This window comes from Aerococcus sanguinicola (genome assembly GCF_008726925.1).
GTDB lineage: Bacteria > Bacillota > Bacilli > Lactobacillales > Aerococcaceae > Aerococcus.
This window is the reverse complement of the sequence record NZ_VYWO01000003.1, coordinates 193,643-206,376: the sequence shown is the minus strand read 5'-3', so window position 1 is coordinate 206,376 and position 12,734 is coordinate 193,643. Positions and strand designations below refer to the sequence as shown.

The 12,734-nt window shown below is 49.5% G+C and carries 8 protein-coding genes and 1 tRNA gene; 3 read left to right on the top strand and 6 right to left on the bottom strand.

Annotated features, from left to right (window positions below; genetic code table 11):
• Positions 1–2: 2 nt before the first annotated feature.
• Positions 3–2,591: a DNA mismatch repair protein MutS gene (gene mutS / locus F6I03_RS06240; RefSeq protein WP_070430065.1), complete on the bottom strand. Its 2,589-nt coding sequence runs from the start codon at positions 2,589–2,591 to the stop codon at positions 3–5.
• Between the two features lie 220 nt (positions 2,592–2,811).
• Between mutS and F6I03_RS06235 the strand changes: the two genes are divergently transcribed.
• The 3 genes from F6I03_RS06235 (at position 2,812) to budA (ending at position 4,823) form a co-directional block, all read left to right on the top strand.
• A tRNA-Ser gene (locus F6I03_RS06235) sits at positions 2,812–2,901 on the top strand.
• Positions 2,902–3,810: 909 nt separating this feature from the next.
• Entirely contained in the window at positions 3,811–4,101 is a 291-nt protein-coding gene (locus tag F6I03_RS06230; RefSeq protein WP_070430064.1) for a CC/Se motif family (seleno)protein, read from the top strand.
• A gap of 14 nt (positions 4,102–4,115) precedes the next feature.
• The gene (gene budA / locus F6I03_RS06225; RefSeq protein ID WP_070430063.1) at positions 4,116–4,823 is read left to right on the top strand and encodes an acetolactate decarboxylase; all 708 of its coding nucleotides are present in this window, start codon (positions 4,116–4,118) and stop codon (positions 4,821–4,823) included.
• A gap of 494 nt (positions 4,824–5,317) precedes the next feature.
• Here the strand turns inward: budA and rny are convergent, their stop codons facing one another.
• The 5 genes from rny to F6I03_RS06200 all read right to left on the bottom strand — a co-directional run bounded on the left by rny (position 5,318) and on the right by F6I03_RS06200 (position 12,590).
• Positions 5,318–6,889: a ribonuclease Y gene (gene rny / locus F6I03_RS06220; protein ID WP_070430002.1), complete on the bottom strand. Its 1,572-nt coding sequence runs from the start codon at positions 6,887–6,889 to the stop codon at positions 5,318–5,320.
• 177 nt (positions 6,890–7,066) lie between these two features.
• Positions 7,067–8,155 (bottom strand): recombinase RecA, encoded by a 1,089-nt coding sequence (gene recA / locus F6I03_RS06215; RefSeq protein ID WP_070430001.1) that lies wholly within the window; start codon positions 8,153–8,155, stop codon positions 7,067–7,069.
• A gap of 85 nt (positions 8,156–8,240) precedes the next feature.
• On the bottom strand, positions 8,241–9,482 hold the full coding sequence (locus F6I03_RS06210) for a competence/damage-inducible protein A (protein ID WP_070430000.1): 1,242 nt from the start codon (positions 9,480–9,482) through the stop codon (positions 8,241–8,243).
• Between the two features lie 153 nt (positions 9,483–9,635).
• Positions 9,636–10,214 carry a CDP-diacylglycerol--glycerol-3-phosphate 3-phosphatidyltransferase gene (gene pgsA, locus F6I03_RS06205; RefSeq protein ID WP_070429999.1) on the bottom strand — a complete coding sequence of 193 codons (579 nt, stop codon included), beginning with the start codon at positions 10,212–10,214 and terminating at the stop codon, positions 9,636–9,638.
• A gap of 12 nt (positions 10,215–10,226) precedes the next feature.
• A complete protein-coding gene (locus tag F6I03_RS06200; protein WP_070429998.1) occupies positions 10,227–12,590 on the bottom strand; it encodes a DNA translocase FtsK in 2,364 nt (787 codons plus the stop codon).
• Positions 12,591–12,734: the final 144 nt, after the last annotated feature.

Below are 12,734 nucleotides of genomic sequence, written 5' to 3'. Positions count from 1 at the left end.
GCTTAATCGTCTCCTTCCACTTTCGCCAGAAGCTTACGCAAAATTTCAAAAGCCTGGATGGGGCTTGTTTCGTTAATATCTACCTGGTCCAACTGGTCCATCACCCAGGTCGCTTTGGGATCTTCGGGGGCTGGACGAGTCTCGGCTACACTGAAGAGGCTCAATTGTCCCGTTTGCTCGCCTGCCTGACCTTCCTGGAGTTCTTTTAGAATCTGCTTGGCATTCGCCAATAGACTGGCTGGCATACCAGCCAACTTAGCCACATGGATCCCATAACTCCGGTCAGCTGGTCCAGGGAAAATCTTATGGAGGAAGACGAGTTCCCCATCCTTCTCACTGGCCCCCACATGGATATTGCGCAGGCCAGGCAAACGATCTTCCAGGCTGGTTAGCTCATGGTAGTGGGTGGAGAAGAGCAGCTTGGCCTCTAAGTGGTCATGAAGGTATTCCAAGATGGCCTGGGCTAAGGCAATCCCATCATAAGTCGAGGTTCCCCGGCCAATCTCATCGAAGAGAAGAAGGCTGCGGTCTGTCGCATACTGGATAGCTTGGTTAGCTTCCAACATCTCAACCATAAAGGTGGATTGGCCTGAAATTAAGTCATCCGCTGCCCCGATCCGGGTAAAGATTTGGTCAAAAATCGGCATCTTAGCTGACTTAGCAGGAACATAAGATCCCATCTGGGCCATGATGACAATCAGGGCGAGCTGCCGCATATAGGTCGACTTCCCGGACATATTGGGCCCTGTAATCAGCAAGACATTGGTGGCCTCATCCATCACAATCGAATTAGGCACAAATTGGTCCTTGCCAATGACCGCTTCCACGACGGGGTGGCGGCTGTCGATAATCTCCAAGTTGCGGTCTTCCAGTGAAATTTCGGGGCGGACGAATTGATGGTCCTCACTGATCTGGGCAAAGCTCTGCAAGACGTCCAGGCTAGCTACCGACTTAGCCAGAGCCTGGAGGTCCTGCTTGCAGCCTTTGACCTGGTCTCTCACCTGGATAAACAGTTGGTATTCCAAATCGATGGACTTATCTTCCGCTTCCAAGAGCGTTCTTTCCATCTCCTTTAATTCAGGCGTGATAAAGCGTTCCGCATTGGCCAGGGTCTGCTTGCGTTCGTAATTATTCTCCTCCAGGGCATCCAGGAGCTGGAGGTTGGCCTTGGTGACCTCGATATAGTATCCGAAGACCTTATTGTAACCGACCTTGAGCGACTTGATCCCTGTCCGCTTGCGCTCGTCCGCCTGGAGCTGGGCGATCCAGGCCTTACCGTGGCGCATGGCATCCCGGTAGTGGTCAAGTTGGTCATTGAAGCCGTCGCGAATAATATTACCTTCTGTAATCTGAACATTGGCGTCAGGATCAATGGCCCGGTCGATCAAGTCGACCACTTCCGGCAAGGCGGTGAGGCTCTCTAAGACCGGCTGCCAGTGGGCTTGACGGCTTTCATCCTCTCCCAATAAAATTTGAAGATTATGGACAAGGGCTGGCACCTTGCTTAAAGATTGCTTGAGCTGGAGAAGTTCACGGGCATTGACACTGCCCATAGAAATCTTAGCCACCAAGCGCTCCAGATCATAAACTCCCTTGAGCTGTTCTTGGATCTCTAAGCGAACAAAATACTGGTCCATGAGATCAGCCACACAATCCTGCCGACGTTCAATATCTTTGGCAATAATTAAGGGCCGGTCGAGCCACTGACGCAAGAGCCGGCCGCCCATGGCTGTCCGCGTCTGGTTGAGGAAGGCTAAGAGACTATTGGCCTGTTGGCGGGTCCGAATCGATTCTGTTAATTCCAAGTTACGCTTGGCATAGTGGTCCAAGTGCAGGTAATGGTCCACTTCATAGTGCTGGGCCGCCTGCCAGTGGTCCACCATCTGGAACTGGGTCGCTTGGACATAGGCCAGAAGCAAGCTCAAGGCGGTGCGCTCATCCTCAGCTTCAATCGCGGCCAGTAAATGGCCCTGGTCTTCGATAGATGCTGGGTCCGGCGCATAAACAGACAGGGTAAAGGAAGCCAGGCGCTCTAGCTTGTCTAAGAGCTCTGACTCCGGCTCTGCCTCAACTACCAATTCGCTGGGCTGGAGCTGGGCAAATTCAGTCAAGAGGCCCTCCAAATTGTTCAGCTGGGTGACCTGCAGCTCCCCTGTCCCCAGGTCACTGTGGGCTAAAGCATAGGCCGAGTGCGTCTTAATCAGAGAACAAATATAATTATTGGTCTGCTGGCCCCCTTCTTCCAGGTAGGTCCCAGGTGTAATCAAGCGGATCACTTCCCGGCGGACCATCCCCTTGGCCTGCTTGGGATCTTCCATCTGCTCAGCAATGGCTACCTTATAGCCCAAACGAATCAGTTGGCGGATATAGTCCCCCGCCGCATGGTAGGGAACGCCACACATCGGAATCGGATCTTCCGCATTCTTATTGCGACTGGTCAAGGTAATCTCTAAGAGCTGGGCCGCCTTCAAGGCATCCTCATTAAATAATTCATAAAAATCTCCCAGCCTAAAAAAGAGAAAGGCATCGGGATACTTCGCCTTCATGGCATCATACTGCTCCATCATAGGCGTTTTCTTCTTTTGAACCATCTTGCACTCCTTTGCTTGTATCTATATCTAGTCTGTGATTTCCAAGCGAGAACGGGCTTGGCTGAACGATTCATCTTCCCATTTTAACACAAATCCTTCCAGGCCGCCTAGGCAGGTGCCAGACTATTTTGGGAAAAGCGCACTGCTCACCATACCCATTACAATTTCCCCTTGAATTTCTAAGCAATTCGAGTTAAGATAATTCTTGTACTTATTCTATGGAGACGTAGCGAAGAGGTCATAACGCGGTTGACTCGAAATCAACTTGTCGGTGACTACCGGCACGAGGGTTCGAATCCCTTCGTCTCCTTTTTGTGAAAGCTAGTGAGGGCTAATAAAGACCAGTGTTGATTTGTCAGCCTTTGTCGCACTTACTAAAGGCTCGTAAGGTCTAATAAGAGCTAGTTTTTACTCGAATTTCTATAACTTTTTTTAATTTAGCTAGCTAAATTAAGAGATCAATAGAATCCATAAAAAAGCAGCCCAGCAGGTCAATCTGCCAGGCTGCTTTTGTTTTCATCCATCTAATCCAACTATCCCTATCAAAAGAAGACAAGGCCACTTAATCGTCAGAGTCATTATCATCGTCATCTCTTACTTTGAAGAACTGTGACCAAAAGCCTTTTAAAGTTAGGTGTTTACAGAAATAGAACCATGCTAAGGTTACAAAAGCCACGAAGAGTACATATAAGAAGTGTAGTAGACGATGAGGCATTTCAATCACTCTTCCTTTATATTTTCCGAGTAATGACTATAAGTTAAACATTAAACAAGTCAGCTTTTGCACTTTTATTTCAACATATGAGCCAAAAAAAAAAGCAAATCTTTTGCACAAGAAAAGTAAAATTTTTTCTTGTGGAGATCAAGCTAAGAAAGCGCCAGGCAGGAAGAAAGTAAAGAAAACAAGCCTGAAGAACTAACAAAAGTGGGAGAATTGAAAATCCTTCTGACCAAGTCATGCGAGTTGTCCTAGCAACTGAAGACTTTGAGGGCTTTTCCTTACAAATGACCACTGCTAGGACGATGGATGTAGCTGCCGTGGATCCAATGATTAAAACCCAAGCCATTGATATTAAATTTTAAGCACTAGCTTCCTCAACAAATAGACAAAATTTACGGGGCCCTAGAATAAGACTTCTGGGCCTCCATTTTTTTGCCATGGCTTCGTCCCTTGTGCTAAAATAAGCCTAAATGACTAAGGAAAATAAAGGAGGATGCGATGATTTCCAAGCCAGCCCAAGCTTATTTAGAAGCTGAGGGGATCCGTGCTTTACGGGTGGAATACCCCCAGTCTGTATTCAATTCTTGCTGTGAAGCCAGTAACTTCGAGCCAGAGGTCAAGCGCGGCCAGCCCGACCATCCGGAAAACTATAAGAGCTATCAAGCGGGGCCCGTCACCATCTTCCTCCACCGGTCCATCCGTCTCTCTGACCGGGGCGACTGGGAGATTGGCCTCTTCCGCTTCTTAGGCTACAAGAAACTCGTCTTCTCTGGCTTCCGCCCCATTTAATGAAAGGAGTCTATATGTCTAAATTATTCCAACACCAGAGCCTCGGTGATTTGATGGCGGGGCTCTTTGACGGCAGCATCCGCTTCGGCGAGCTCCTCGAGCATGGCGATACCGGCCTAGGCACCTTCCATGCCTTCGATGGTGAATTCATCATGGTCGACGGCCAGGCCTACCAGATCCAATCCTCTGGGCAAGTGGTCGAGGTTGAAGAAGAGCTGACGAGTCCCTATGCTGCGGTGACTTTTTTTGAACCCAATGCTTTCGAAGAGATTAAGCGACCAACCACGCTTAAGAAGATGCGGACAGAAATTGGGCAAATGGTCCAAAGCCGCAATGTCTTCTCTGTCATTCGGATTGACGGCCACTTTGACTATGTCCATACCCGTGCCGTGCCCAAGCAAGAGAAACCTTATCCTCGCTTAGTCGAGGCCACCCGGGTCCAACCGGAGTTTGAACGCTACGATGTCATGGGAACAGCAGTTGGTATCTATACGCCCTACCTGTATGATGGCGTAGCCAAGGGCGGTTTCCACTGCCATTTCATTAATGATGCCCGTGATTTTGGCGGCCACATTCTCGACTATATTGTGACCGATGCCAAGGTCCAAATCCAAACCATCGAAAGCTTGGAACAACATTTTGCGACAAACTATGCCGACTTTATGGACAACGATATTGACTACAACAACCTGACCGCTGAAATGGAAGAAGCAGAAGGTTAAGGGTGTGAGGGTGCGAGAGGATGCGGGAGAAAGGGACCTCTGGAGTAAAAGGCTAGAGAAGCTCGGAGAGCTTCGGCAGCCTTTTGCGAAGAGGAGCCCTTTCTGCATCCTCGAACCCGACTACACAGGGTGTGAGGGCTAGCGGGAGAAATAGACCTCTGGAGCAAAAGACCAGAGAAGGCTGAAAGCCTTCGACGGCCTTTTGTGAAGAGGAGCTATTTCTGCCTAGCCTGAACCCGACTAAAGGGTGTAAGGGTGCGCGGTTAGCTTCCTTTCACTGGAGCAAGTCACCAGAGCAGTCTACCAGACTGCGGCGGAGACTTGTGAAGTGACAAGGAAGCTGCGCGACCGAACCCAACTAAAGGGTGTAAGCAAAGGCGCCCAGAAAGGGATACCCCACTATCATAATTTATTAAATCAATCCAATATAAAAATTGAAAAAGAGCTTGGAAAATCCCAAGCTCTTTTTGCTGCAAATTAAGGGGTAATACAACCTAACGTGCGTAGTCTACGGCACGCTTTTCACGGATTACCGTTACTTTAATTTGACCTGGATAGTCAAGTTCTTTTTCGATTTGCTTCGCTAAGTCATGTGAAAGTTTCACTGCTGCAAGGTCATCCACTTGGTCAGGTTGGACCATCACGCGGATTTCACGACCTGCTTGAATGGCATAGGACTTGCTGACACCATCAACACGGTTGGCAATATCTTCCAAGCTACGCAAGCGCTGGATATAATTTTCCAGCGATTCCGACCGAGCGCCTGGTCGCGCTGCCGATAAGGCATCTGCCACAGCAACGAGGACTGAGATTGGTGAAACAGCTTCAACATCGCCATGGTGACTAGCAATCGCATTGATTACTAAGTCACTTTCATGGTAACGTTGGGCCAGTTCGACCCCTATCTCAACGTGGGTCCCTTCAATTTCATGGTCCACGGCCTTGCCGATATCATGCAAGAGACCGGCACGCTTGGCACAGGCTTCATCCAAGCCGAGTTCCCCAGCCAGGGTTCCGGCTAATTTAGCCACTTCAATACTGTGGCTTAGGACACTTTGCCCATAACTGGTCCGATAATTCAAGCGCCCGACCAACTTAATCAGGTCAGGGTGCATGTCATGGATCCCTAAGTCAAAGACAGTATCCTCCCCAATGGTTCGGATACGGGTATCCATTTCTTTGCGGGCTTTTTCCACTGCTTCTTCAATTCGAGCAGGATGGATGCGGCCATCTGCAATCAGTGCATCAAGGGCAATCTTAGCAATTTCTCGGCGAACTGGGTCAAAACCACTCAAGACGACGGCTTCTGGGGTATCATCAACGATTAAGTCAATCCCCGTCAAGGATTCCAGTGTCTTGATGTTCCGCCCTTCTTTACCGATAATCCGACCCTTCATATCATCATTAGGTAAGTGGACAACTGTTACTGAACTTTCAGATACAGTATCCGCCCCACTGGTTTCAATGGCTTGAAGGATAATCGATTTGGCGATCTTATCAGCTTTTTCACGGGCTTCCTGTTCCGCATCACGAATTTTAATCGCAACTTCATTGCTTAATTCACGTTCTGTTTCAGATAAAATCAAGTTTTTGGCATCTTCTTGGCTTAAACCTGATACTCGTTGAACTTCTTCTTCACGTTCTTGGATCAATTGGTCCGCATGGGCTTCTTTCTCTTCAAGATTGGTCATGCGGTCACGCAAGGATTGTTCTTTGGAGTTCAGCTGATCCTCTTTATTATTGAGCGAGCTTTCGCGGCGGGTTAAACTTTCTTCCCGCTGGTTGAGACGATTCTCACGTTGTTTAAGTTCATCACGATCAGCTTTTAAATCTTTTTCAGCTTCCGTTCGATAAGTTTGGGCTTCTTCCTTCGCTTCGACAATCATTTCTTTATGTTGGGATTTGGCTTCACGTTCCGCACGGCGGAGGATATCCTGGGCTGAGCGTTCGGCTTCAGCTAATTCGGCTTCCATCCGTTCTTTGCGTCTCTTGTCTCCAACATAGTTCCCGACTAAAAGGCCAACAATTAAAGCAACGATAACGAAGGCTATTCCTGTAAACTGCATAGTTCACCTCCGTTTCTATTTAATTGTAGTCTTAAATACTTTAAATATTTTTACTCAGTGTAAACTTTTACACCTAATATATATTGTATATTTTTGTTTCTAATCTGTCAATTATTCTTTGACTTAGCCTTGACCAAGCAAAAACGCCCAGGCTCTTGGACCCAGACGTTTCGTCGCTTATTCTTTGCTGCTTTCGTCGTCAACATCTAAAGCCGCTTGGCCACTAGCTTCTTCTTGCTCTGAGTCAGCTTCTGAAGCTTCAGCGCCGAAGCCGTAATGGGCCCGGACTTGCTGGTCAATTGTTTGGAAGATGTCAGGATTTTCAAGCAAGAAATTCTTAGCATTCTCCCGGCCCTGACCGATCCGGTCTTCGCCGTAAGAATACCAAGAGCCAGATTTTTGGATAATATCCAGGTCAGCCGCTAGGTCAACCAATTCGCCAGCTTGGGAAATTCCTTGGCCGTACATGATGTCGACCTCTGCCACCCGGAAAGGTGGGGCTACCTTATTCTTGACAATTTTAATCTTAGTTCGGTTACCGATCACGTCCCCGGCGGCTTTCAATTGTTCGCCGCGACGGACTTCTAAGCGGATGGTGGAATAGAACTTCAGAGCCCGTCCGCCTGGTGTTGTTTCAGGGTTACCGAACATGACCCCTACCTTCTCGCGAATCTGGTTGATAAAGATGGCAATGGTCTTGGTCTTATTAATCGTCCCTGATAATTTACGCAGGGCTTGGGACATGAGACGGGCTTGGAGTCCCACATGGGCATCCCCCATCTCCCCTTCAATTTCAGCCCGCGGTACGAGTGCGGCCACGGAGTCAACGACAACAATATCGATGGCCCCAGATGAAATCAAGGCATCGGCAATCTCCAGACCCTGTTCACCCGTATCCGGTTGAGACAGGAGTAATTCATCAATATTTACCCCCAAGTGCTTGGCATATTCAGGATCCAAGGCATTCTCCGCATCGATAAAGGCCGCAATACCTCCACGTTTTTGGACTTCAGCCACAGCGTGCAGGGCAACGGTTGTTTTCCCTGAAGATTCTGGGCCGTAGACTTCGACAATCCGGCCCCGAGGATAACCGCCCACTCCTAAGGCGATGTCTAGGGTCAAGGACCCGCTCGGCACGGTTGAAATTCTCTGGTCGGCGGTGTCACCTAACTTCATAATGGCCCCTTTACCAAAATTTCTTTCGATTTTTTTGAGGGCTTCGTCAAGGGCTTTTTGACGGTTGGAATCGTTGTTGGATTTACTCACAGTACTTCCTCCTTGTCGTACATTTACTCTAGCTATATTGTAGCGGGCTTCTGCTCAAATAGCAAGCAAAAAGCGAACAGTTGTTCTAATCTAAGTGCTTAATCAGGGCGAGGCAGGCGGCGTGAACCGCAGACCGGCGGATATTCTCACGTTGACCGGACAAATGAAGGCGGTGGACTTGGCAGCCCCCAGGCCCCGCTAGACCGATAAAGACGGTTCCCACGTCCTGGCCTTCCATTTGGTCGGGACCGGCAACCCCCGTAAAGCTTAAGGCATAGTCTGTTTGGAAGAGCTGGCGGCATTTCTCAGCCATGGCCTGGGCACAGGCTTGGCTGACCATTCCCTCTTTCTCTAAGAGCTCTGCGGGCACACCCAGGACATCACGCTTGGCTTGGAGGCTATAAGTCACCACGCCCCCTTCAAAGATTTCAGAGGCACCCGGGCTATCCACAATCGCTGCTGCCGCCATGCCGCCGGTCAGGCTCTCAGCAAGGGATAGGCTTTGCTGGTGGTCCTTGAGCGCTTGGACCAAGGCCTGGCTGGGCATATAATCCAGACCTTGGCCATAGTAATAGGCCCCGATCCGGTCGTTGATTGCTGCTTCTAGGTCATCTAATAAGGCCTCGGTTGTTGACTCATCGGGACCGCTAGCAGTCAAGCGCAGGGTGAGGACATTGTTCTTGGAATAGGTCCCAATCGTAGGATTTGCCTGCTTTTGAATGAGGTCATCCAAGAGCTCCGCCAGTTGCGATTCACCTAAACCATAGTAATTCAAATACCGTGAGCTCAGGACTTGCCGCCTCTCCCCAGCAGTAAAGTCTACAAGTAAGGGCTTGGCCTCTTCCAGGAACATCGCCCGCATCTCCTTAGGAAAACCAGGCAGCACCAGGTAGAGCTTGCCCGCTTTGAGGAGGGCTGTGCCCACAGCTTGGCCAACAGGGTTCTTGAGGCTTCTCCCCCCGCTAAAATACAAGGACATCCGCTTGTTCAAGTCCGACATAGGCGCCTGGCGTCGGCTAAAGTCTTGACGGACCCGGTCTAGGTTGGCTTCATCATAGACCAAGGGCTCGTCCAAGTAAGCAGACAGGGCTTGCTTGGTCAAGTCATCACGGGTAGGGCCGATACCGCCACAATAAATAATAATATCTGACCGCTCTTCAGCCTGCTTGGTAACGGCTGCCAAGCGGTCCGGATTGTCACCAATCGCCGTTTGGATATAGTGTCCCACCCCCAGTTCGGTCAGCTGCTGGGCCAAAAATTGGGCATTGGTATTAACAATTTGTCCCATTAAAATTTCGGTCCCAATGGCAATAATTTCCGCTTTCATTTTTTTCCTCCTCAATCATATATAAACCATCGATTTAAAAATTCACTTTTATTCTAACAAATTTTCTTAATAAGCTTAGCTTAAACGACCTCAAGGGATAAAAAAGTGACTAGGAGCTTGACCTAATCACTTTTTATTTTTTATAGGGAAGGCTTAGAGGCCATCGCTAAATACTTTTTTGTTCTTTACGAAATAGTCAAAGCCTGAGTAGAGGGTAAAGAAGAGGGCAAGATAGAGTAAGACCTGGCCTAGGGAGAAAGGTAAGAAGCCAAAGGGCGCATCATCAACCAAGAGGAAGATCACAGAGAACATCTGGGTCATGGTTTTCACCTTACCGATAAATTTCGCCGCCATCACCTCCCCTTCCTGGACCAAGATCAAACGCAGGCCAGATACTGCCAGTTCCCGCATCAAGATGAGACTGACTACCCAGCCAGGCGCTCTCCCCAGGCTCACCAGCTCAATCAGGGCCGTAGCGACCAGCATCTTGTCTGCAATGGGATCGGCAAACTTACCGAAATTGGTAATTAAATGGTCACGGCGGGCAATGTAGCCGTCCAGCCAGTCGGTAAAACTGGCGAAGATAAAGACCAGGGCCGCTAGAAACAAATGCGGGTCAATCTGACTGCCTAAAAAATGCCAAGTTCCCCAGTCCAAGGGCAATTCCACTAAGACCAGGAATACGGGAATCAATAGAATACGAAATATAGTTAATTTATTGGGTAAATTCATGGCTTATCTCCTTTAATCAGCTTCCGAAGGCGCTTCACTGCTTTCGGATATATTCACAATCCTCGGCTTCGACCCATTAGCTGGACCCACGATCCCGCGCTGTTCCATATCATCAATGAGCCGGGCCGCCCGGTTATAACCGATGCGGAAACGGCGCTGCATCATAGACGTCGAGACCGTTTCCCGAGTCTTGACAAATTCCAGGGCTTCCGGCCACATCTCATCGAGCTCATCAGCCGGATTATCTTCGCTAGGCTCACTTGGCATCATGGCTTCCACATAATTGGCTTCTTGCTGGGACTTAACAAAGTCAACGACGCGTTCCACTTCATCATCATCAATAAAGGCCCCTTGGACCCGGATCGGCTTACCTTCACCCATGGGCATAAAGAGCATGTCCCCGCGTCCTAGCAACTTCTCCGCCCCGTTCTGGTCAATAATGGTCCGCGAATCGGTCCCGCTCGACACAGCGAAGGCAATCCGCGAGGGCACATTAGCCTTGATAATCCCTGTGATGACATCCACAGAAGGCCTTTGCGTGGCGAGGATCATATGGATACCTGCCGCCCGGGCCATCTGAGCTAGGCGGATAATCGCTGCTTCAACTTCCTTGGAAGCGACCATCATCAGGTCAGCCAGCTCATCGACAATCACAACAATATAGGGCAGGCAGGGGTCCTCAGTCCCCTCTTCCCGGTTCTTTTCGCGAATGTGTTGGTTATAGCCCTTCATATTGCGGGCCCCTGTTTCGGCAAAAAGTTCATAGCGCCGCTCCATCTCAGCCACAATCTTATTGAGGGCCTGGGCTGCCTTGCGGGGGTTGGTTACCACTGGGGTCAGGAGGTGGGGGATCCCATTATACACATTCAATTCCACCTTCTTAGGGTCGATCATCATTAATTTAACTTCATGGGGTTTGGCCTTCATCAAGATGGAGATGATCACCCCGTTGATACAGACCGACTTCCCTGACCCGGTAGAGCCAGCGACCAAGAGGTGGGGCATCTTAGCCAGGTCCGCCATCTGGATTGAACCGGCAATGCTCCGTCCCAAGGGCACTTCCAAGAGCTTGGAAGACTTCGGCGCATGCTCCAGGCTATCACGCAAGGAAACCAGACTGACTTGTTGGTTAGGCACTTCAATCCCGATTGCTGATTTGCCTGGAATTGGGGCTTCAATCCGAATATCCTTAGCTGCTAAAGCCAAGGCAATATCGTCAGCCAAATTGGTAATCTTACTTACCTTTGTCCCAATAGCCGGCTGGATTTCAAACTTGGTGACAGCAGGGCCAAGATTGGCTTTGACCACCTTGGCGTCGACATTGAAGCTCTCAAAGGTTTCTTCTAGCTTCTCAATATTGTGCTGGATGACACTGTACTCACCAGATTGGTCCGTCTCTTCACGGTCATTCAAGAGCTCGGGCTGGGGCAAGCGGTAATTGGGGTTCTCCTCCTCTGCTTCCATCTGCATGTGGTTCAAGTCCTCATGGTCATCCTCTTCTTCCTCCTCAAAGTCGAACTTTAGGGGAATGTTTTGAGGGGGAGCGGGACTTTGGCCCCCAGCTTCCTGTTTGGCGGGCTTGCTTCTTGCCTTAGATTCCTGGTCTTTAGGAGAAGACAGGCCGACAATTTCTACTGGTTCCCGACTTGCCGGCTGGGTCGCTTGGTCGGCACGGTCTTTTTTCGGGCGGATGCGGTTCTTAGCTGGCTTGTCGCTCCTTTGCTTGGCCTCTGTCTGGGCCTTGGTCTGCCGCCTTTCAGACTGCTTCTGTAGGCTTTCCTTGCTGTCGGCTAGGAAGCGGGAAAACCAGTCTGTAAAGACACTCCACAGCATCTGGATGCCTTCCAAAAATTCCTGCCAAGTAATATTCATCACATAGCAGAGCAAGACCAAGATGGCAATGAAAATCAAGACATAAGTGCCGATCTGGCCCAGGGTGAAGTAAGAGACCGTGTAGAGCAGGGCGCCGAGCATCCCGCCCCCTAGGCTCTGACTGAAGCTGTCCTGGCTTAGAGCCTCCGTTCCCAGAGCCCAAGTCACATTAATCAAAGACTGGCCCTGGGCAGCAAAGGCTGAGAAATACCAGGAATGTAGGATAAGAGCTAACAAGGGAAGGAGCCAGAGACAGGCTTGGGCTAGGCGGTTGCGCACTTCTAGGCCCTTACCGCTTACGATCAGCCAAGCCATAGCCAAAGCCAGGCCGACAAATACAGGCAAATAGAGTTCGCCGACCAACAAGCGCATAAGCTGGGCTAGGAGCCGGCCCACAAAGCCTAAGCGGAAGATACCGAATAAAGTAAGCACGAGAAGCCCCAGCGCAATGGCTTCACGTTTAAATGGACGTTTTTTTGTTTTTTTCCTTCTTCTTTTTGCCATTGACTTCTGACAACATCCTTTCTAAAGTCGTCGCTTCGACGATGGTACACCATATATTATATACAATTTTGAAGCTTTACGCAGCCTCTGAGCCAGGATTAATTCTAGCAAGAAAGTTTTCCGTCTCTCCTATTCCCCCTCGCA

Excerpts from the sequence above, each read along its gene's own strand:
- mutS (WP_070430065.1), bottom strand. The coding sequence starts at position 2,591 with ATGGTTCAAAAGAAGAAAACGCCTATGATGGAGCAGTATGATGCCATG.
- F6I03_RS06230 (WP_070430064.1), top strand. The coding sequence starts at position 3,811 with ATGATTTCCAAGCCAGCCCAAGCTTATTTAGAAGCTGAGGGGATCCGT.
- budA (WP_070430063.1), top strand. The coding sequence starts at position 4,116 with ATGTCTAAATTATTCCAACACCAGAGCCTCGGTGATTTGATGGCGGGG.
- rny (WP_070430002.1), bottom strand. The coding sequence starts at position 6,889 with ATGCAGTTTACAGGAATAGCCTTCGTTATCGTTGCTTTAATTGTTGGC.
- F6I03_RS06210 (WP_070430000.1), bottom strand. The coding sequence starts at position 9,482 with ATGAAAGCGGAAATTATTGCCATTGGGACCGAAATTTTAATGGGACAA.
- pgsA (WP_070429999.1), bottom strand. The coding sequence starts at position 10,214 with ATGAATTTACCCAATAAATTAACTATATTTCGTATTCTATTGATTCCC.
- F6I03_RS06200 (WP_070429998.1), bottom strand. The coding sequence starts at position 12,590 with ATGGCAAAAAGAAGAAGGAAAAAAACAAAAAAACGTCCATTTAAACGT.